Source organism: Paenibacillus sp. FSL H7-0735, from assembly GCF_038008505.1.
GTDB classification, from domain to species: Bacteria; Bacillota; Bacilli; order Paenibacillales; family Paenibacillaceae; genus Paenibacillus_AQ; species Paenibacillus_AQ odorifer.
The window spans coordinates 5245678-5265614 of the sequence record NZ_JBBOZH010000001.1; the positions used below are offsets into that span (position 1 = coordinate 5245678).

The window sequence follows — 19937 nt, forward strand, 5'->3', positions numbered from 1 at the left end:
TGAAGTCGTTAAGACTTGAGACCACCTTTTTTATATACATTTTTATTCTTGATAAAAACCATCTTTGAAAAAATTGTACCATCCCTCGACGGTTTCGATTGGGAAACCCTCTAACTTCTTCATAACTTCCCTTGCAAATTCTAAAGCAGCCGTACCATTAGCAGTAATGATATGTTCACTCGAAACTGCCTGTTTTTCTATATAATTTGCATCTCCTTTATAATTAGGAGCGTTTTGTTTTAAATAATCCAATGAATTTCCGGTATGCGGTATGTTGTCTAAATAGCCATGTTCAGCCAAAAAAGTTGTAGCGTCACATATAGCGGCAATAGGTACACTCTCCTGCAAACATTTTTCAATCACTGGAGTAATAGCTGAATTATCTTTCCAGCCTGTGCCACCGATTAAAATTAACATTTCATACTGAACAGGTAAACTGTCTAAAGTATAGTCAGGTACAACAGTAAATCCACCCATAGATTTGACATTGTCGCTAGTTAAAGCAACTGTGCTTACTTTAAATTCACTCTCCGGCTTATTTAGTTCGGCACTAATATATCCGCTTTCCCAATCAGCGTAGCCATTGGATAGAAACATCAAAACTTCTTTTTTCATATATTAGCACTCCCTTTAAGTTCTAACGTCACTTCCGCCACTTCTCGCCCATTTACCAGCAGCACAATCCGGTGCTCTCCTGGATAATGACGCCGAGTTGTTAAATCAGCCCAACGATGTGTCCGTTTACCTGACAGAATTCTACCTCCAGGTACGGTCTTATCCGATAACAAAAAAGATTTACGAGAGGTTCGACCTGCCGCTTTCACGAAATAGATTCCGTACTCAATCCGAATCCGTGCCGGAGCTCCCTCACGAACTTGAAGCTTATACTGTAATTCAGAGCTTTCGCCAATGGTCAGGATAGAAGGTTCCAATAGAATTGAAGCACTCGTTATAAGTGGAGTAGCTTCGTCTGTCTGCTCTGCGTATCCGAATAAAGCCATAATCTCTGGCTCAGCTTTACGAATCAAAGAACGGCAGCCGTGCCGCACAATCCAGTCTGTATCGGGATGTGTTCCCTTCCAGCGCCGAGCGGTATCGAGCACCACTTCCGGATGATCCTTCGCAATATCATTCAAATTATTAGCGACACTTTTACGCACATACAGGGATGTATCCGCCTTAAGCTGCTCAAGTACAGGTAATACCGGAGCTGGGTCAAGCTTGAACATGGGGAGCGCCTGTCCCCAAGGCAAACGAGGCCGACAGCCTTCACTAGCCAGCCTACGTACATGCTCATCAGGGTGCTTCGCCCATATCTGCATTTGAGCCATCATCCGCTCTGGTTCCCGCAAAAGAAACGGCCTAACTGCAAATTCAGCCGATGATTTCGCTGTGAATCTTTCCAGCGCCTGCATAGACAACGCCCAATGTTCGTCTCCTTGGCCATATACCTCAACGAAATCCGGAAAAATTAAATAAGGAAATCCTACACATTCCTCAGCAATGGCGAATAGGATAGCCAGCGCTTCCTCATAAGGAAGCTGTAAGTGGCTGCCCAACGTCTCGGTGATCCGCCGCATTCTTGCCTTCAGCTCAAGCGTATCCCACGGTTCAGTCATGGCTGAGCTTACAAATGCCTCAGTATCGAAGACACTATGTACGCCACGAATCTTTTCGCCGAACTCACGCAGAAATTGTTCATTGTACATTGCTTTTAAAGGTTCAGCCATTCGATAATCCCTCATTTTCATCTTTAGATCAGCAAACGTGATTCTATCAGGAAATCGTAGCACACCCAATTTGACAACAGTATGTCAACTTTGGCAGCTAAGAATTAATTAGTACCTTTACCTCTTCAATCCCTTGTTGGGCTCGACTGTTTAACGCACGTTTATCTTTAAGGTTATGTTCTTTAAGTTCGTGTCCAGGATCAATGACCAGCGGCTGTGAGATTACATCCTCGAGGATTTGAACAGCAACCTTACATCCTTGAAATAACAGTTCTTTTGTGATCACTTGATTATGAGAACGAATGATTTCAAGCATTTTTTCCGCATAAATCAGTCTAACCAAACTATCGGCGCTCATAATATTCCGCGAAGCAAAAGAAGCCACTTTTTCCACAATCCAGCTATCCTGATAATTCCGCGAAATGGATTCCAGTATCGTAATCGCATCCCAGTCCCGTATCGACAACTGCTTGACGTGCTCCGTGGCCCATTCCTGCAGCCATTCCAGCTCCACTTCTCTTGGAATTTCAAAACTCTTGTACTCCTTAAGCACTCCTGCTTTATGCATATTTAAAAAATGACCCAAAAACTGAATGTACAGCTCCTTGGCTCTTTGTGTCTGTTCCGTCATCTGGCAATCATCCTTTCATTATCCAAATCATATCCATTCCCCGGTTTCTTTTCAAATTAAAAAGATAAAAAAAGACAGGTAGCGAAATCATCGCAATACCTGCCCTTTAATAACTTCGGGTTATGGTAAATAGTTTGCTTCAACCGGAGGGGTTTTCTCCACTATTTTCAGTTCTAGTCCTCCGAATCTCTTCGCCAGCTTGTTATATACCAGCGCTACCAGCATACCCACCAAACCATAAATGAGTATCAAAATAACCGGCATAATCAAATAAGGGATACCCATAACAACCATAAACGTCTCTTTAATGATAAGCCCGACCACCACCATCCCTAAACCTACTATAAACAATAGCAGTGTAGGAATGATCATAAAATAGATAGTCGTTTTAAAAAAACTCTTTTTGTTAATTTCCAGCACTTCATAGTCTTTCATTATGTAATCCCCTTAATTTATTTAGAGTGGTAAAATTACCCTCTTTGTTTCATTAAAGATGATCTTAAATACATTTTCAACCAAATTTCTCATATTTTCGACTTTTACCAAAGAATTCTTCCTAAAACTCAACGATAAATCATGGTAAAATAACTCCTATGGTTTAATATATCATCATGTACAAGATGTCACCGGAGGGAATAACATGCCACAAACACTAGTGAAAAACATTGATTTTTTTATAGCTGCCTTATCCCAAACCTATATTTCTGCGCTACAGCTTGATCCTGATGGAATGTATTCAGAGGTTGCTTCAGGAATTGTTGAACTGTTCTCTGATGAACAAGTACGGCTGAGAAGATATGACGGATCAGTATCCCATTATGCAAGAGACAATACCAAATTTCAGCGATGACAAAAGGACGTGAACTGGAAAAAGGTCATTGTGAATGATCCTCTTCCAGCTCACGTCCTTACTCAATCTGCACACAACTAATCTAGCACGATCCATTCGCCTTCAGCATCCGCTGACTTCATTTCTGCTTCCACGATTCTTAGAGACTCCGCTGTACTCTCTGGTGTACAAATAATGATAGGCTTATCCTGAATAATGACATCCAGAAAATATACAAGCTCCCTATAGTAGCCAACATCCGGCGAAAGTTCCGCTAAATAGCCTGCCCCGTCGTTCGGATTGACCTTGACCTCGCTGCCGTCAAACACTATATTTCCTCGTTCAAAATTAACCCGATACCCCATGTAAAACCCAAAATCACCTTCCAGCGTCCAATCCACCTGAGCATTAATTACTTTTGCATCCTTATAAAAATAGTGAGTCGATGCGATATCATATCCGCTTCCCGGAAGGACATTACGTCCTAAGGATGATACTTTATCCGGTCTGCCGAACAGATAGTTAATCATATCCGTATCGTGAATATGCATATCCATAATGCCTCCACCGCTTAGTGTCTCATCCAGAAACCAATCCTTAGGAGCACCAGATCCCCTGTAAAAATACCCTTCCGTGACCTGACCGAACTGCCCGCTCTCTATCACTTCTTTTAAATACTCATACCCCGGCCAAAAACGGAGACAATGTCCGATCATCAGTTTTTTCCCACAGCGGACTGCCGTCTCCACCATTTTCAGCGCTTGTGCGGAAGTTCTGGCCATCGGTTTCTCACAAAATACATGATATCCACGTTCCAGCAGCGAACAAGTCATTTCCGCATGCAGATAAGTAGGAACCGCAATGTCGATCATATCCAGTTCCTCACTGGCTATCATTTTCTCCAGATCATCGTATAGATTGTAAGCTGACAAATCATAGACTTCCTGGGCAGTGCTCATATTCCCGGCTGCTTTTCCATCCTTTAATTCCTCAATTCGCAAATCACAGATGGCTTTAAGGGCAATGGGCTGCCCCTCTTCCGTTAAGCGCACATAATTATCAAAATGCATCCGGCCCATAAATCCAAAACCGATCAAACCTATTTTCAACATCGTGAAGTCTCCTTTACTAAAAATATGGCACTTAACGTATCCGTATCCAGGTACCTTCCTGATCAGCCGATTGGATTTCAGCCTCAATGATTTCTATGGATTGGGCTGCACTTTCGGGCATACATAGAGTCACTGGCTCATCGTTCTGAATGACTTTTAAGAAATATACCAACTCTCTGTAATATCCGGTATGCGAAGAAAGCTTCGCAATGAACCCCGGTTGACAATTAGGATTCACCTTAACTTCCGCGCCATCGAAGACTACATTCCCCCGTTCAAAATTAATCCGATAGCCCATGTAAAAACCAAAGTCGCCTTCCAGTGTCCAGTCCGCTTGGGCATTGACCACTTTTCCATCCTGATAAAAATAATGAGTGGAGACGATATCATAGCCACTTCCCGGTAAAACCTTCCGCCCAAGCGTTGATACTTTATCCGGTTTTCCGAATAAGTGATGGATGATGTCCGTATCGTGTACATGCATATCCAGCATACAGCCACCACTTAGCTCATCATTGACCAGCCACCCTTTAGGAGCACCGGAACCCCGGTAAAAATAAGCCTCTGTCACTTCACCGAACTCACCGCTAGCTATGATCCCCTTCAAATATTCATATCCCGGCCAGAAGCGAAGACAATGGCCAATCAGCAATTTTTTTCCGCTGCTTTGCGCCGCCGCTACCATCTTCCAAGCTTCTGCGGAATGTCTCGCCATCGGCTTTTCACAGAACACATGATACCCTCGTTCCAGCAGCGAACAAGCCATTTCAGCATGCAAGTACGTAGGTACCGCAAGGCTAATAGCTTCTAGTTCTTCTTTTTCGAGCATATGCTCCAAATTCTCATAAAGGTTGTAAGGGGATAAATCATATACCTCGTGGGCCGTGTTCATATTCCCCGCAGATTTAGTATGTTTAAGGACTTTAATCTGCGGGTCACAAATGGCAACCAGAGAAATCGGATGGCCATCTTCCTGTAATTGAACATACTGATCAAAGTTCATTCGGCCCATAAATCCAAAGCCCACCAGCCCCACTCTGAGCACAGCCTTCACCTCTCTTAAACTTAGTAACTAGTGCGTCCTAAAATAGCATCCATCGCTGCAGAAGTATTAAAAATGATTTGCTCCGAATAATGCGTATATGGCGGTATCATTTCACCAGTAACATAATTGCTGTAGCCGATCTCTTGCAGTGCTTCCATAACAGCAGGATAATCCACATCCCCAGCAAGTAGATCAACAAATCCATGAAGTCCTCCGGCTGCCCGGCGGTAATCTTTGAAATGCACCTTCTTGATTCTATGGCCTAGAATCCGTATCCACTGCTCTGGATAACCAGAATGAACGATATTCCCTACATCCAGATAGGAACCTACATAATTGGAGCCTACAGCATCTATAAAAGAACATAATTCGAGCGGAGACAGCAGGAATTTATTCCACACATTTTCAATCCCAATAGAAACACCCGCCATTTTTGCATCCTGAGCTAGATCACTGATCGCCTTCAAGGCTCGATCATAAGCTTTTTCATAATCGACTACTTCACAGCCCTCAATAAAATCGACACCAACCGCACCAGGAATGACAAGAATCGTATCTACGCCAAGTGTTGCTGCCAGCTCCAATTGTTTTTTACATACATCGATAGCCTTCGTCCGGTTCGCCGCGGATTCACTTGTCATGGCATATGACCAATATAGTCCTGTCGCCAGTCCTGCAATTTCTAACCCCATCTCCTGAATGGAATTTCTGATCTTAATAGCTTCTTTCTCAGTGGTTTGCAGGCCAAGTTCACCCGATTCATTCAAAGACAATTCAATTCCATCGAACCCCGCCGCTTTAGCCAGACGTGCACATTCTTCGATCTCAGTACCTTCGCGAAACGACCAAATGTTTATTCCCTTTTTCATCTGAATCCTCCTCAAATTTGTTATTTTCCGTCTTTTAAGATCCTGCCCTAAATACCCTTATATCCTTGATTTATTTATATTATAATAGATTGTAAGTTAGATTTATTTAGGTGAACAAGAGATTTTTTGCACGATTCCGGTCTATTTAGTAAATCATTTTATACTGTATGGGAGGTTTATTCGTGGCTGAAAAAGAACCCCGTTATCCCCTGAGAAAACAGGTCCCTTCCCGGGAGTGGTCACCTGGCATTCACTACGCACAATTCCAAACCCTCTCACCTTGCCTCTTTCCAAGAAGAAGATTGTATGATTTCGAGCTGCTATACGTTCGCCAGGGGAAATTATCAACAAAAATGGATACGGAGGAATATATCCTGAATTCAGGACAACTGATATTCCTTTCTTCCGGGGTATATCATCAGAATGCGATTGTGTCAGATTCGGAAACCAAACTCATTGGGATCCATTTTGATTTTTTTGGGGAATCGATTATTACAAGCGATGAAGACATGCTGGTCAATGAGGAGGAGGTTATGGCCGAGAAGTTTGCCTTGGAAGCTGTGACCGCTCCTTTTATGCCATTGTCACAGGAGCCCATTTATACCCCGCCACCCGAATGTATTCATGCGATGGAACAGCTCGTGCATGAATTTACGATGCGGCCTGCCGGTTATGAATGGGTCTGTCGGGGGTTACTGCTCGGCATCCTAACCTCGCTGCTCCGAACACAAAGCTCCCGAAATGCAGCCAAATCTTCCGTTCATACCGGGCGGATCAGAGCTTTAATCGACGAGATGGATTCAAAGCTAGCAGACCGCTGGAGTAATAAATTCATGGCTGGTGCCATGAATATGCATGAAGACCATTTCTCCAAGCTATTTCGTGAGGTGGCTGGCATGCCTCCTGGTGAATATCTCCGTTCCATCCGGCATCGGGAAGCACGCAAGCTGCTGCGCGAAACGGATTGGCCGATTGAACAGGTCGGTGATAACGTTGGTTATCCTGATATCCATTATTTCAGCAGGGTATTTACCGCGAATGAGGGGATTTCTCCGCGGGCTTATCGCAAGTTGTCCCGGATACTCTAGATACGGAAACCCCAGAATATCTCAATCCAAGTTAGAAGAACTCGCTAAAAACATTGAGGGGGATGGATCATCTGCTTTGTATGATACCTGTGGGGGCCGATAAACAATATACATTGTACGGTGAGATGTGCAATATGCGGGGCGGCGAACGTTCGTGTTTTCTGCGTTAATGCAGTATGCGGGGACGGCTCTAAAACTAATTAGGGAAAAACTCCCTGAAAATAATCAATATTCGCTCTAAATGAACGAAATCAGGGAATTCCTCCCTAATAATAAGAGGAATTTCTATAATTGCTAACGAATCAGCTAAACTTTGGGGAGATTTTCCCTGATCATTAGTCTGATGACCAAAAATCCCGGAATTTCAGGGAGAAATTCCCCAATCACTCTATCGAAGCGGTACAATTCAGGAAATTTGGAGATAACAGCAGCCGGAAGTCTAATTATTCGCCGTAGTTACGGCTGACTCTTAATGTGTGATCTCAAATTGAAACCACACACTTTCCATCCCACCCAACTCTATTTCTTGGATCACGGCGTTGTGCATCAGGATCGTCGTCTTTTGGATCTCGGAAGTGTTATTTACGGCACAATATCGACCCGTCTCAGGATACGCATGACATTCAACATTCGGATTCACTGAGAACCATGAATACAACTGCTCCTCTTGATGTGCAGCCCAAAAGATCGCTCGGCTGAGTAGTCTGGTATTCTGAATACTGTACGGAAGTCCAGCGATATAAACGCCCCGCCCCTGACCAAATGAGTTCACGGCAAGATTGCAGCTGCCTTGGTGCACATCCAATATTTCTGCTCCGGCCTCCGCTTGATAAACCATGGTCATCCCTTCACCATAATCGATCTCACCTTCCAGATCTTCCGTTATGAAATGATCCTGCACAGGCGTTACCTTGGCCTTATTGATGCTTGCTGTAAATCCAATCTCCTTCTGAACCCCTAGAATATCCGCTAGTTGAAAAAGAACCCCTTGATGTTCATAAGCTGATGGATCACCAATCCCAATAAAACCGCCCCCTTGATCCACCCACTCACGGAGTGTTGCCACAACTTGCGGATCGCTCCATTGATCTCCACCGCTCCAAGAGGTATGGACATCACCCGCGTTAATAATCACACCGATACTAGGATCAATCCCACTTAACCTGATGTCATCAAAGCTTATAAACTCAATGTCGAACGGCAAGCCTGCCAGTGACTCTAATGCCCCTATGTAGGAGTAACATCTTTGATTCCATAATGAATGAGCCACTTGATGTGTCTGCCAGCTTCGAAGGGAGCCCCAAGTATTCAGAACCGCCACTTTAAAAGGAGCTTTAAAAGGCTGTGTCCCTTCTGCATTGGCATGAATCCCTTTGAACTGCGTTGCAATCTCTGTCACATGATCTATAAAATCCGGGAATTGATGCGCTAGACTTAAATATCCGCCATACCCCATCCTGCCAACTGGTTTGCGCATGAGCGCACGCCGGCATTTGATCCAGATCGGCATGGACTCTCCGACAGGGTCTCCCCCTTCAAAAAAGACATCTGGAAAGAAATAAGGATAGAAACGTGCCTCGGTATCCTTAATAGGTATATCCGCAATCATACGGGTTGTAACGCCATCTCCTGCTGCCCCAACCACTGCGTCGAGCCCGATCTCCGGAAAATATTTGCCATAAGGCTCTGTGCCCGCCCAGTGATCCCCAAAAAACATAATCGCTTTCTTCCCGAAATCATGCACCATATCTACACATTGTTTGGCATAACCTGCGATGAATTTCTGATTGAAGTCCATCCAGTCCAGATATCTTTGGGTCGGGTTCTTAAATGGTGTGTTATATCGCCCCTGATCCACAAAATCTTCTGCAGTCAATCGGTACCCATAAGCTTGTTCGAATTGCTCTAACGCAAGTGGACTTACACAACTCAGATAGCCAAACCAATTTACCTGTTTCTCCTTACCTTCCTTGTTAAATATCAAATCAAAATTATAAAAGAAGGTCGTAAAACGAACGATATCAGTCTTGGGATGTTTCTTCAGCCAATCTTCCAGCACCTTCAAAACATGCTCTTGAGCCTCGGGATAACGAACATCCAACGGTAAACGATGCTCCTCATCCCAATCATTCGTGATGTGGTTGTACATGGAGACTGGCTCCCATTTCTGGTAGGCCAAGAAACTGACCGTATATTTGTGAAATTGTACCGCCTGCTCAAGTGTGACAATCCCCTCTGCATAACTCCAACATTCAGAAGGTAATACTTCTCCTGTAGTCCGGTTTACAACCTGCCAATATTTTTTTATATCCACATCTGTGTTAGGAATAAATTGATCGGCATAAAAATCAGCCATAATATCGATAGTCTTCACCTTTGAAGTTACTATTACTGGAGCAGTCATCAGATAGATCTGCTGTCTATATTGCGGATGCTGCTTCGCCCACTCATTGTCCTCACGGACGAGACAAAGCGTTGAATAAATTTGCAGACCCATATCGAGAATGTCCTGCGATAGATTCGTGCCATCACTGTCACGTACGGCATCTACACCCCATCTTTCGACGAGATCACCTATGACCTCTTCCATCCCTGTTTCACCAGGCAGTGTAAATCTTCCTTTGTCCACGTAAATTCCCTCCATGTCTTTGTTGTTCAGCCCTTAATTCCGCCTGCGCTTATTCCTTGGAGCAATTGCTTTTGTCCTATCACATATAAAAGAATTGTTGGAATCAGCACTAGGATCAGCGCGGCAAATAGTGCACTCCAATCTGTAGCATAACGTTGAACCTCAAAAAGATTGGCTAAACCTACTGGCAATGTTTTTTTGCTATCACTTTGAATTAAGACCAATGCCAGCGGATACTCATTCCAAAAGCCCATCGCTGCCAGCATACAGACCGTCACAATCCCCGGTTTAGCAAGCGGCGCAACAATTCTGACGAGCACTCCTGTGTTGCCACAACCGTCAATCTTAGCGGCTTCTTCATAATCTCTAGGGACGGACCTCAGAAATCCACTTAATACAAAGATGGCAAAGGGAAACTGCAGAACAGCGTAGATCAAACTGAGCATCCCGCGATTGTCCAACATCCCGAATGAATTCACCTGCAGAAATAAAGGAACCATAATGTAGGAGGCTTGCAGAAAGATACAGGCCATATAAAGGTTAAGGATTAGTTTGGAGCCCCAAAACTTAAATCTCGTTAAGACATAAGCCATAGGAACCACAAAAATAACTAAAATCGCCGTGGATAACACCACAAGAAAGATAGAGTTCAGGAAATAACTCCCCATCTTGGATTTCTGAAAAGCGCGTACATAGTTATCAAAGTGTAAGGCTTGTGGAAAGGAGAAGGGGTCGGTCAGAAATTCCGTATTGCTTTTAAATGAAGCTAAGAGATTCCATACAAACGGATATAACAAAACAATGGTGGCTACAATCAGAAACAGCCGTGTGATCCAGTTGGCAATATTCATTTTTAGAAGACTTTGTTGATTGCTCGTCATCCTTCTCCCCTACCCTTCTGCTCGATTTGTAAGTAGTCTGGACAGAAAAGAAAGCACAAAGGCGAACACCAGCGTAAATATAGCTATGGCCATGGCATAACCAAAGTTCGCATTCTGGAAGGCCTGCGTGTACATGTAGTGGAGTAAAACAGTAGTTCCACCTGCCGGACCACCGCCAGTCATTACAGTTACAACTATAAAACTTAAATTGATCGTACCTGCCAGGGACAACACAAACGTAATGCCAATAATATCTTTTAGCAGAGGGATCGTAATACTGGTAAGCTTCCGGAAATATCCCGCACCATCAATAGTCGCCGATTCAAACACATCCGCAGAAATTCCATCAATCGCAGCGATATACATGACCATATAATAACCAACCGCTTGCCAGATCAGCGTAACGGCTACACACCACAATGCTGTTCGGCTATCTCCAAGCCAAGGTCTGCTCAGTTGATCTAATCCGATGCTCTCCAGAATATTATTCAAAATGCCCATGTTGGGATGAAACACAAAGGACCAGATAATTCCGACTACCGTCAAAGAGATGATACTTGGGAAAAAGAATACGGTTCGGTAAAATCCTCTTTCCTTCAGCTTCGTCTGCGTTAATAGAAAAGCAAGCACCAGCCCAAAAATCAATGTAATTACTGGCACAACCAGCATCAGTTTAAATGTATTGCTCAGAGCTTTGAGGAACATCTCATCTTGAAACATATATTTATAGTTATCCAAAAAGATAAACTTGTTCTCATCACTCATCCCGGTGGCATCCGTAAAAGACATAAAAAATGCCCGAAAGGTTGGAATAATCATAAATACGAGGGTTAACAAGAGCGTAGGAATCGTGCATACCGCTATGAATAGCTTAGGATTTCTGGTTTTCGCTGTCCTAATCTTTGATTTTCTCTGTCTAGGAGCTACTTCTGCCAGCTGCATTTCAGACATCTTTCTCACTCCTCTTCATACAAAATGCATCCCGTTCATAGATAACCTTATCCATTCCTAACAGGATGCATTTGCATGAGATACTATAGATTATTTACTAGCTGCTTTCTCTTTACGAATCTGTGCAAAAGCTTTTTCCACATTATCCATCCATTGATCCGTGGTCATCTGGCCTGTCATCACTGGTGTGACCGTATTCTTGAACATTTCAGTGACTACACTAACCTTGGAACCCTTCGGTAACGATTGCCAGCCCTGTAGAATAGAAATGGAACCATTATAAGCCTCAAACATGTCATAGACACCTTTAGTCAAAAATGGCTTAAACAGCTCCTTCGCATCGTTAAGCGCATACGCCCCATTCGCTTTTTCCGCGAATAGTTTCACAGACTCATCGGTATATAGGAACTTCAAGAATTCCTTAGCGAGCTCAGGATTTTTAGCCTTAGCAGGGATGGAGAATTGCTCGTAGCTGGAAAGCACATACTTCTGATCACCTTTATTGAACACAGGTACTGTTGTCATCCCAAATTCAAACCCATTTTCTCTAGGTGAATCCTTCATTTCATTTTCCATCCAGTTGCCGTTTACGATAAACAAAGCTTTACCCATCATCATATCGGTCTGCGACTGTGTATGGTTCAAGGCAACCGTGCCGTCCATCAGATAACCGTCTTTAGAGATTTTATAGAAAATATCCAGTACTTTTTTGATCGTGTCGTTCTTAAATGAACCTTCTTCATATGCAAAGACTTTATCCAGCGTTTCTTTTCCCCCCGCACTGGCAATGGCCGGGTAGAGAATTTCCTCCAAATAATCCGGATAGATGCCTTGATAAGTGAATAAAGCCCGCTTCGTTTTAGTTCCATCTGCATTAACCAGGTAGTTCTCCTCTTTGTTCAGCTCATCACCTAAAGCAAAGAACTCCTCCCAAGTCTCAGGAACACTCCAGCCTTTTTCTGCGAACAGTGTTTTATTGTAAATCAAGCCCATCGGTCCAGCATTAAAAGGTGCGAGATACGTCTTTCCATCTTGATAGGGCTGAAATCTTGTACTGTCCAGCATCCCCGGTAGAATCATATCCTTAAGCGTCTCCTCTTTATCAAGCGCTTTGCTTTCAAATACATCGCTGATATCTAGCAGTCCTTTTTCTTTAATTAATGAAAGCACGATGCCACTTTGCTCTGTATCTGTAACAGACAGGAAGTCGGGAGGATTACCCGCAACAATCTGCGGCCGGATTACTTCACCAACTTTTGGATTAATCGTCATGTTCACTTTCACACCTGGATAAGTACTTTCGAATTTGCTGACAATTTCATTCCAATAATCCGCACCATATCCCCCTTGGAATACAGCAATACTAAGTTCCTTGTTATCAAAATCTTTAGCAGGTTCTTCTTTAGTATTCTCGGCGTTCGTTGTACTTGTAGCTTGCGCTGTGCTCGCAGCTTTCGTTGAATCCGATTCATTAGAGGCAGCAGGTTTATTATTGCTGTTCCCGCAGCCGAGCAACCCCACACCTAGCAGCATTACTGCTAATAATGTACTCATAGTCTTTTTCATAAACGCCCTCCTTAAGATATTCTTGTAAACGCTTTTTTAATAATTTAAGTATAAAAGGATTTACGCTATATTTACATTTACAATACAAACCTACCTATGTATTATCTTATCCATCTTCCAATGCAAGCTCGTATAAGCTTATTCATCAGGGTCACATAACCTGTAAACTTAGCCGTTAACGGAATGGATAATATTATCCATTCCATAGATTATTCTCACTTTTCGCCGCTGCATATATATTCCATTGTTCTTTTTATGTTAACTTGTAAGTAAAAGATAGTGAATGGGAGGTCATCCACCTGAGTCGACGTAAAGGGAAGCTGCATTTTCCTAATCCTCCGCAAATCATGCGCAAGGTTAAAATTCAAAATCGCTTAACCGTCATTTTCTTAATCGTTTCTGTGATCCCAATCATCTTTATAGGTTTCTACTCCTACACCATTTACTCCAAATCCATTAACAATAAATTAAGTAAATCCACATTTCAGGCTTTAACGCTGCTTAATCGAACGATGTTAAGTGAACTTAACAACTATCAATATCTTGCAGGCTCTGTTTCTACCAATAGTATTATTCAGGAGCGTTTATCGGCAGCACCAAATGAACCCGCTCCTAGCAATGCTGCCATTAATCATGCCATGGACAATTTATATAGAACCATCTACCCCGGATATGTCCAGAACGTTCGGGTCATCGACGCCAAGAACCAACCTATCTATGAATTAGGCTACGACGGCATCCCCAATCCTAAGTATGAAGAAATTATGAAACAAGTAGAGCTGAATGCCCCTTATGACAGTCTTAACTACGTAAAAAGCTATCGCGCTTACAATACCATTGTCCTGGGCCGGAAAATTTTTGATCAAGATGACATTGGCGTTCCCTTAGGTCATGTATTTGTTTTTATTGGTGGGGAGTTATTTTCAAAAGTCATTCTTTCCAGTGTGGATTTAGGTACAGGTTCCAGTCTCCTTATTATGAATAGGGAGGGAAAAGTAATGTCCTCGAATCAAAAGGATACTCCGCTAGGAGAAACCTATTATAAAGATGAGCTTTTTAAGCAAATCAAGACACAAGAGGCAAAGAAAAACCATTCCTTCCAAGGCATGGTCAATGGAAAAATGCAGCAAATCTCTTATATTAACAATAATCAATTAGGCTGGTACATGATTTCTACCGTCCCCTTCTCTTATATCAATTCAGAGACAAGTAAAATCACCACTGGACTACTTATTGTTGTCAGCATCATTGTAGTCGTGTGTATTCTAATTATTATCGTATTGTATAAAAGCATCCTGAAACCAATCAAACAAATCATCGTCTTCTGCAACCAAATTTTTTATGGTGATCTATCGAGTCGGGTCGAAGATCACAGCAACGATGAAATGGGCGTGTTGGCCAATAGAATTAACAGCATGGTCAGTAGAATGGAACAGCTGATGAAGGATCAAAAGAAAGATCTGAAAAGAAGACGTTCGCTCGAATTGCAAATGCTGCAATCGCAAATTAATCCTCACTTTCTTTTTAATACACTTAACTCCTTACGATGGCTGGCGATGATTAACCAGGTTCCCGTCCTTAGCGACGGCATCTCCTCACTAGCTGAATTGCTGCGTAGTACCATTATCGATCAAGATGAGCAAATCACCATCAAGCAGGAGCTGAACAATCTGGATCATTATTTTGCCATTCAAAAAATACGTTATGCCGACAGGTTTGACATTGAATATGACTTGGATGAGTCTTTATTACAGAGCATGATCCCCAAGCTCATCCTACAGCCGATCGCAGAGAACGCGATTCTTCATGGGGTTACAGATATAGGAGGAAAAGTTCTAATCCAAATTAAGGTATACGCAAAAAATGAATATACCCTTATTATTGAAATCATCGATAACGGAAAAGGGTTTGACACCACCAAATCAGAAAAGGCTGACAATCTGTCGGGTATCGGAATTTCAAATGTGGCCGATCGCATTAAACTTCAATACGGTGAGAGTTACGGGCTGTTCATCACAAGCTCAATGGGTCATGGAACCTGCTGCCGCCTGATTATCCCTATACAAACATACGAACTTAAGGGGTGATACTATGTATCCTATGTATAATGTAATGCTAGTGGATGACGAACCTATTGTTAAAGTTGCGCTCAGAACCATGATTCCATGGGAAGAGCTTGGATACATGATCTGTGCTACTGCCTCTGACGGAGTTGAAGCCTTAACACTTGTAGACAAGTTTAATCCCCATATCATCATTACAGATCTCAAAATGCCTAATATGGATGGTCTGCAGCTGATAAAAGAACTGAATAACAGAGGGTTTGCAGGAAAAATTCTGGTGGCCAGCAACCACGGGGAGTATGAGTTAGTTCGTGAAGCCTTAGTGCTTGGTGCTGTAGATTATATGCTGAAGATTAGTATGAAAACGGGGGATTTGATCCATTTGCTGGAGAAATCTACGAAGCTAATTCAAGAACAGCTTCAATCTAGGCAGCAGCAGGAGACCCAAACACAGTTATTACAACATAACTTAAAAAGCGTGAAAAATGCGCTTTTAAAAGATTATTTCACCGATCCTTATTACGATGTGCAGCAGCTTGATCAGCATGATGCTATAACGTTCGCTTTCAGCGAAAGCAGCTGTTATTTATTCTACATTACTTTTGAGCAGAATAACGCCACTCAAAACGAAAGACAAAATCACATCTCCGTATCCTTTATTGAAAACATCATCTTGGATATCTTGGAGACCGTAGATCAGTTAGAAATTATTCAGCTAGAATCTAATGGGCTGCTGCTTCTAATCTCCTGTGATACCTTAGACGATCATCAAATTATCCGCACAGACTTTATCCAGAGGGTCATTCGTTTAATCAAAATGTATATTTCTATCACCCCTACTATTGTTTTTTCTGATCCTGTACGGGGATATGCTGAAGCAAAACGAACCCTAGAGCAATGTAAAGAATCCTTGCAAATCCAATTTTACAACGAAATAACGATTATAGATCCAAAGGATGTCCATTTAAAGGATACGCTGGACTTCGAGGATGTACATGATTTCTCGACGCAATTAATTCAGAACTGGAAGCTTTCAGGGGTTGAAGCCGTTACTCAAGCAACTCAGCAATTTCTTGACATCTGTAAATCCAAGCAAATTAATCCTGCTGAAACCAAAAAGTTCATTGTAAATTGTCTGCATTATCTTCCCTTATGCGATGCCCATCTCATTGTCGAGGATCCAAAGCTTTTAAAGAACTATATAGAAAATATCGCCAGCAGTAAACGTACCACTGACGTTCTATCTATAATGGAGCTTGTGTTCCAACTATTCTCCCATCAAAAGCAACAGATCGTAACTACACACAATAGAGATGTTAAACAAGCGATTGACTATATCAACACACATTATCAGAAGAAGCTGACCTTATCTCTGATTGCCAAGCATGTCAACTTAAGTGAGAACTATCTGTCCAGAATCTTCAAAGAAGAAGTGGGGCAAAGCATCATTCACTACATTAATACTGTGAAAATGGAAAAAGCCGCAGATTTAATACTTAAAGGGAATCCATACATTAAAGAAATTTCCACGCAAATCGGTATACACGATCAATTTTATTTCACCCGGTTATTCAAAAAACACTTTGGTGTTAATCCTAGTGAATATAAGAATCACGTTCAGGCCACGCTTGGTTCAAGAAATTAAGACCATTCCAACTCTTTTTATTGGAATGCGGTTCCTGATTTTATGATCCTTTCACAACCTGAATGAACCCTTCTTTAGGTGCAAATATGGAATTAAACAACAATTCTTTTGTTTAACCGCTCCAGCTGCAGAAGATGATGACGATAGTGCATTTCAATAAGTAGGAACCATTCCTCCGCGCATAATCCACCGAATCGCGGGTGAGAAACGGTATTTTGTTTGGATGCTTTCTCAAGAGAGGGTTCGATCTCTCTCATTCTTTGGATGACTGTACGTAACCCTTGAATTAATTGTTCTTTGCTCTCCGGCTGCTCCGGCGTATATTGGGCGGAAGGCGGAACCTGAATACGAATGGGCGGAAAGCTTCCTTGCGCAAATATAGCCGCACCATCCTCAGTTTTCCCCACATGAGCTACTAAGGGATCTTGGTCGAGCACAAGGCATTGATCAATATTACGAAGCTGCATATACAGCGCCGAGTTAATGAGATGCTGAAACATCTGTCCGATGGACCACTCGTTTTCACTCGGCTTTTGCTTCAGCTGCTCCAGATTGAATCGCTCCAATTCTTGAATATAGTATGTCGCAGTTTCTTCAAATCGTTGTAAGGCTTCTTTTGTTGTAATCATCATATATCAGCTCCTGTAGTCATTGATGGTCCAAGTATACAAAAACGCTACTGACAGCGTTATGTCAGTAGCGTTTTAACATTATTTCTATTTCATTTCTAACCTGATCACGGAAAGATTCGGGCTCCAGCACAACCATACCGCCTCCCCAGCCAAGCACCCATTGCAGCAATTCCCCTGGCTCGCGAACGCGAAAAGTAACAAGTAACCCCTCCGCATGCTCCTCAATAGTTTCCATATAGAAATTATTTGATTCCCTTACCTTATCGGCTATGTCAGCTTGGACTAAGATAAGCACATGAACGTTGCGATCATCAGGAGGTTGGTATACCTCCAGATGAAAATCTGCTGGCAGTATAAATTCATCTTCCAGATTAATAAGCTCCCTCATTCGGGATAACCGGAAATGACGGATGTCTTGACGCAATTCACACCAGGCGATGAGTACCCATGACCCGTGATGAAGCACAAGTCCATAAGGAGCAACCGTACGAACACTTTGACGGTTCCCATCGGCTTCGGCGATTCTTTTGGAATAACGAAATCTTATTTTCCTTCCCTCCAATATCGCTCCACGAATGGCTTCCAAACATGCCTTCTCTTGTATGGGTGCTATATCTTCTACGGATGCAAATAAACGAAAACTTTTGCGAATCTGTGATGCTTCACTGCGGATAGCTTCCGGCAGGATAGCTTCTATCTTTGCTTTAGAACTTCTAGCCTTATTACCATAGTGTGCATCAAACCGCTGCTCGATAAAATCAGTTCCGATAAGCAATGTCACTGCTTCATCCAGCGTGAAACTAACGGGTGGCAGGAAATACCCCTCGATTAAGGAGTAACCCTGCCCTGGCGCTCCTATAATGGATACGCCCGCTTCACTCAGTGCCTGAATATCCCGATAGATCGTTCTTACGCTCGTTTCAAACCTAGCAGCCAAATCCTCCGCCCGCAACATTTTGTTACGCTGCAGTTCAAGCACTATAGCTAACAACCGATCCATTTTGTTCATACGACTCCCCCTCCCCGAACAATCTCATCAACAGCTCGTCGATACCCACCCGAGTTCCGAAACGATTCACTGATATTGGAGACAGCTTTTTTATAAGATAAATCGCTTAATACATGATCTACGGCTTCTCGTAGGTGATTTGCAGTTAAACTTTGCATTTGTAACTTAATGCCTGCTCCGACATGGACGACTTGCTTCGCAATTATTGGCTGATCCGCACTTTGTGGAATTACAATTAGCGGAACCCCGTAATAAAGCCCTTCATTGATACTGTTCATTCCACCATGTGTAATAAATAACTTTGTGTATTGCAGTATATCCGTTTGTGGAACATAATTTTTCACGAAAAAGTTTTGCGGAATTTCCCCTAAATCAGTGATTTGGACTTTATCTCCAATTGACATCACAATAGTGTGCTCCGTGTTCCCCAATGCTTCAAAACAAAGTTTATAGTATTCAATGGCTTGGTTAAAAACTGTGCCGAGTGAAATGTAAATTAGACTTTTCCCCTTAATTGCCATGAGATCGAATTTTTCTGGAGCTAATCGTGAAGAGATGGAGGGTCCTACAAAGATATAAGACGGGTCAAAAGCTTCTCCCTCAGGTTGAAACTCCCTAGTTGTATAAACGATAGTAAGTGGGGCAGGATTACAAAACACTTCATAAGGGGATTGGATGTCCACATCATATTTGCCCTTCACCATTTGCGTCAAGCTTTGGAATTTATCCTTTATAGGATTAGTTACTTCTGCAGGGACTGTAGTATAAAATCGTTCTAACATGTCATCGAATGCTGCTTTTGTCTGCGCAAAAGAAGTACAGGAGCTAATGGCCGGAAGCTTAAGAATTTGAGCTAGCAAACGTCCACAACCAAACATAGAATCATGGATGATGTAATCAAAATGCTCCCCTTTGATCTGTTCAAGAACGCTTGGAATAACTATATCTGCCGTAAGTAAAAGGCCGTTGATTCTTTCCAGTACATAATTTCTTCCACCTGAGATAAAAGCTTGTATAAATTTCTGATCGTCAAATGTTCGTACTGTAGCCCCCGTCATCTCTATACGCTCTTTATAAGCTTCTATACAAAAGTACACTACCTCTTCGCCATGCGAAATAAGCTCTTCCACAACGCCAATCGTGGGATTGATATGTCCCTCTGATCCACCATTAATAAATAACACACGCGCCAATTGTAATCCTCCTTAACTATAAATCATTTTTATATTAGATATTATAAACATTAATTTTACTTAT

The 19937-nt window shown here is 42.4% G+C and carries 18 protein-coding genes; 4 read left to right on the top strand and 14 right to left on the bottom strand.

Annotation, left to right across the window (positions count from 1 at the left end; genetic code table 11):
* Positions 1–42: 42 nt before the first annotated feature.
* The 4 genes from NSS82_RS23925 to NSS82_RS23940 form a co-directional block, all read right to left on the bottom strand.
* Positions 43–615 (bottom strand): type 1 glutamine amidotransferase family protein, encoded by a 573-nt coding sequence (locus NSS82_RS23925; RefSeq protein WP_038572592.1) that lies wholly within the window; start codon positions 613–615, stop codon positions 43–45.
* Positions 612–1730: a DNA alkylation repair protein gene (locus tag NSS82_RS23930; RefSeq protein ID WP_036683017.1), complete on the bottom strand. Its 1119-nt coding sequence runs from the start codon at positions 1728–1730 to the stop codon at positions 612–614. The genes NSS82_RS23925 and NSS82_RS23930 overlap by 4 nt, the downstream gene beginning before the upstream one ends.
* A 97-nt stretch (positions 1731–1827) precedes the next feature.
* Positions 1828–2361, bottom strand: a complete 534-nt coding sequence (locus NSS82_RS23935; RefSeq protein WP_036683019.1) for a hypothetical protein — start codon at positions 2359–2361, stop codon at positions 1828–1830.
* Positions 2362–2481: 120 nt separating this feature from the next.
* The gene (locus tag NSS82_RS23940; RefSeq protein WP_076273031.1) at positions 2482–2796 is read right to left on the bottom strand and encodes a hypothetical protein; all 315 of its coding nucleotides are present in this window, start codon (positions 2794–2796) and stop codon (positions 2482–2484) included.
* Between the two features lie 205 nt (positions 2797–3001).
* On the opposite strand from NSS82_RS23940, the gene NSS82_RS23945 reads away from it, so the two are divergent.
* Complete coding sequence (locus NSS82_RS23945) at positions 3002–3211, top strand: hypothetical protein (RefSeq protein ID WP_036683023.1); 210 nt, start codon at positions 3002–3004, stop codon at positions 3209–3211.
* Between the two features lie 77 nt (positions 3212–3288).
* Here the strand turns inward: NSS82_RS23945 and NSS82_RS23950 are convergent, their stop codons facing one another.
* Genes NSS82_RS23950 through NSS82_RS23960 form a run of 3 tightly spaced genes read right to left on the bottom strand, consistent with a single transcriptional unit; the run spans position 3289 to position 6216 of the window.
* Positions 3289–4302 (bottom strand): Gfo/Idh/MocA family protein, encoded by a 1014-nt coding sequence (locus NSS82_RS23950; protein WP_076104354.1) that lies wholly within the window; start codon positions 4300–4302, stop codon positions 3289–3291.
* A gap of 31 nt (positions 4303–4333) precedes the next feature.
* Complete coding sequence (locus NSS82_RS23955; RefSeq protein WP_076273032.1) at positions 4334–5347, bottom strand: Gfo/Idh/MocA family protein; 1014 nt, start codon at positions 5345–5347, stop codon at positions 4334–4336.
* Between the two features lie 20 nt (positions 5348–5367).
* On the bottom strand, positions 5368–6216 hold the full coding sequence (locus NSS82_RS23960) for a sugar phosphate isomerase/epimerase family protein (protein ID WP_076273033.1): 849 nt from the start codon (positions 6214–6216) through the stop codon (positions 5368–5370).
* 182 nt (positions 6217–6398) lie between these two features.
* Between NSS82_RS23960 and NSS82_RS23965 the strand changes: the two genes are divergently transcribed.
* Positions 6399–7304 carry an AraC family transcriptional regulator gene (locus NSS82_RS23965; RefSeq protein ID WP_076098612.1) on the top strand — a complete coding sequence of 302 codons (906 nt, stop codon included), beginning with the start codon at positions 6399–6401 and terminating at the stop codon, positions 7302–7304.
* A 469-nt stretch (positions 7305–7773) separates the two neighbouring features.
* Here NSS82_RS23965 and gnpA read toward each other — a convergent pair whose 3' ends face one another.
* The 4 genes from gnpA to NSS82_RS23985 form a co-directional block, all read right to left on the bottom strand.
* Positions 7774–9933 (bottom strand): 1,3-beta-galactosyl-N-acetylhexosamine phosphorylase, encoded by a 2160-nt coding sequence (gene gnpA, locus NSS82_RS23970; RefSeq protein ID WP_218641951.1) that lies wholly within the window; start codon positions 9931–9933, stop codon positions 7774–7776.
* Between the two features lie 26 nt (positions 9934–9959).
* Positions 9960–10784, bottom strand: a complete 825-nt coding sequence (locus tag NSS82_RS23975; protein WP_197740369.1) for a carbohydrate ABC transporter permease — start codon at positions 10782–10784, stop codon at positions 9960–9962.
* Positions 10785–10823: 39 nt separating this feature from the next.
* Positions 10824–11765: a carbohydrate ABC transporter permease gene (locus tag NSS82_RS23980; RefSeq protein WP_235219487.1), complete on the bottom strand. Its 942-nt coding sequence runs from the start codon at positions 11763–11765 to the stop codon at positions 10824–10826.
* Between the two features lie 90 nt (positions 11766–11855).
* Entirely contained in the window at positions 11856–13331 is a 1476-nt protein-coding gene (locus tag NSS82_RS23985) for a carbohydrate ABC transporter substrate-binding protein (RefSeq protein ID WP_076273035.1), read from the bottom strand.
* A gap of 347 nt (positions 13332–13678) precedes the next feature.
* On the opposite strand from NSS82_RS23985, the gene NSS82_RS23990 reads away from it, so the two are divergent.
* Together NSS82_RS23990 and NSS82_RS23995 are read left to right on the top strand one after the other, a co-directional pair.
* Complete coding sequence (locus NSS82_RS23990) at positions 13679–15418, top strand: cache domain-containing sensor histidine kinase (protein WP_076273036.1); 1740 nt, start codon at positions 13679–13681, stop codon at positions 15416–15418.
* Positions 15419–15422: 4 nt separating this feature from the next.
* Positions 15423–17039 carry a response regulator transcription factor gene (locus NSS82_RS23995; RefSeq protein WP_038572600.1) on the top strand — a complete coding sequence of 539 codons (1617 nt, stop codon included), beginning with the start codon at positions 15423–15425 and terminating at the stop codon, positions 17037–17039.
* 92 nt (positions 17040–17131) lie between these two features.
* Here NSS82_RS23995 and NSS82_RS24000 read toward each other — a convergent pair whose 3' ends face one another.
* The 3 genes from NSS82_RS24000 to NSS82_RS24010 all read right to left on the bottom strand — a co-directional run bounded on the left by NSS82_RS24000 (position 17132) and on the right by NSS82_RS24010 (position 19873).
* On the bottom strand, positions 17132–17665 hold the full coding sequence (locus NSS82_RS24000) for a DinB family protein (RefSeq protein WP_038574709.1): 534 nt from the start codon (positions 17663–17665) through the stop codon (positions 17132–17134).
* 67 nt (positions 17666–17732) lie between these two features.
* Positions 17733–18680 (bottom strand): helix-turn-helix transcriptional regulator, encoded by a 948-nt coding sequence (locus NSS82_RS24005; protein WP_038572601.1) that lies wholly within the window; start codon positions 18678–18680, stop codon positions 17733–17735.
* Positions 18677–19873, bottom strand: a complete 1197-nt coding sequence (locus tag NSS82_RS24010) for a macrolide family glycosyltransferase (RefSeq protein ID WP_076273037.1) — start codon at positions 19871–19873, stop codon at positions 18677–18679. Before NSS82_RS24010 ends, NSS82_RS24005 begins: the two co-directional genes overlap by 4 nt.
* Positions 19874–19937: the final 64 nt, after the last annotated feature.

What these genes read in the sequence shown, in the direction of transcription:
- NSS82_RS23990 (WP_076273036.1), top strand. Translation starts at nt 13,679, where the DNA reads ATGCGCAAGGTTAAAATTCAAAATCGCTTAACCGTCATTTTCTTAATC.
- NSS82_RS23935 (WP_036683019.1), bottom strand. Translation starts at nt 2,361, where the DNA reads ATGACGGAACAGACACAAAGAGCCAAGGAGCTGTACATTCAGTTTTTG.
- NSS82_RS23960 (WP_076273033.1), bottom strand. Translation starts at nt 6,216, where the DNA reads ATGAAAAAGGGAATAAACATTTGGTCGTTTCGCGAAGGTACTGAGATC.
- NSS82_RS23925 (WP_038572592.1), bottom strand. Translation starts at nt 615, where the DNA reads ATGAAAAAAGAAGTTTTGATGTTTCTATCCAATGGCTACGCTGATTGG.
- NSS82_RS23930 (WP_036683017.1), bottom strand. Translation starts at nt 1,730, where the DNA reads ATGGCTGAACCTTTAAAAGCAATGTACAATGAACAATTTCTGCGTGAG.
- NSS82_RS23945 (WP_036683023.1), top strand. Translation starts at nt 3,002, where the DNA reads ATGCCACAAACACTAGTGAAAAACATTGATTTTTTTATAGCTGCCTTA.
- NSS82_RS24005 (WP_038572601.1), bottom strand. Translation starts at nt 18,680, where the DNA reads ATGAACAAAATGGATCGGTTGTTAGCTATAGTGCTTGAACTGCAGCGT.
- NSS82_RS23995 (WP_038572600.1), top strand. Translation starts at nt 15,423, where the DNA reads ATGTATCCTATGTATAATGTAATGCTAGTGGATGACGAACCTATTGTT.
- NSS82_RS23985 (WP_076273035.1), bottom strand. Translation starts at nt 13,331, where the DNA reads ATGAAAAAGACTATGAGTACATTATTAGCAGTAATGCTGCTAGGTGTG.
- NSS82_RS23980 (WP_235219487.1), bottom strand. Translation starts at nt 11,765, where the DNA reads ATGTCTGAAATGCAGCTGGCAGAAGTAGCTCCTAGACAGAGAAAATCA.
- NSS82_RS23975 (WP_197740369.1), bottom strand. Translation starts at nt 10,784, where the DNA reads ATGAATATTGCCAACTGGATCACACGGCTGTTTCTGATTGTAGCCACC.
- NSS82_RS23950 (WP_076104354.1), bottom strand. Translation starts at nt 4,302, where the DNA reads ATGTTGAAAATAGGTTTGATCGGTTTTGGATTTATGGGCCGGATGCAT.
- NSS82_RS23940 (WP_076273031.1), bottom strand. Translation starts at nt 2,796, where the DNA reads ATGAAAGACTATGAAGTGCTGGAAATTAACAAAAAGAGTTTTTTTAAA.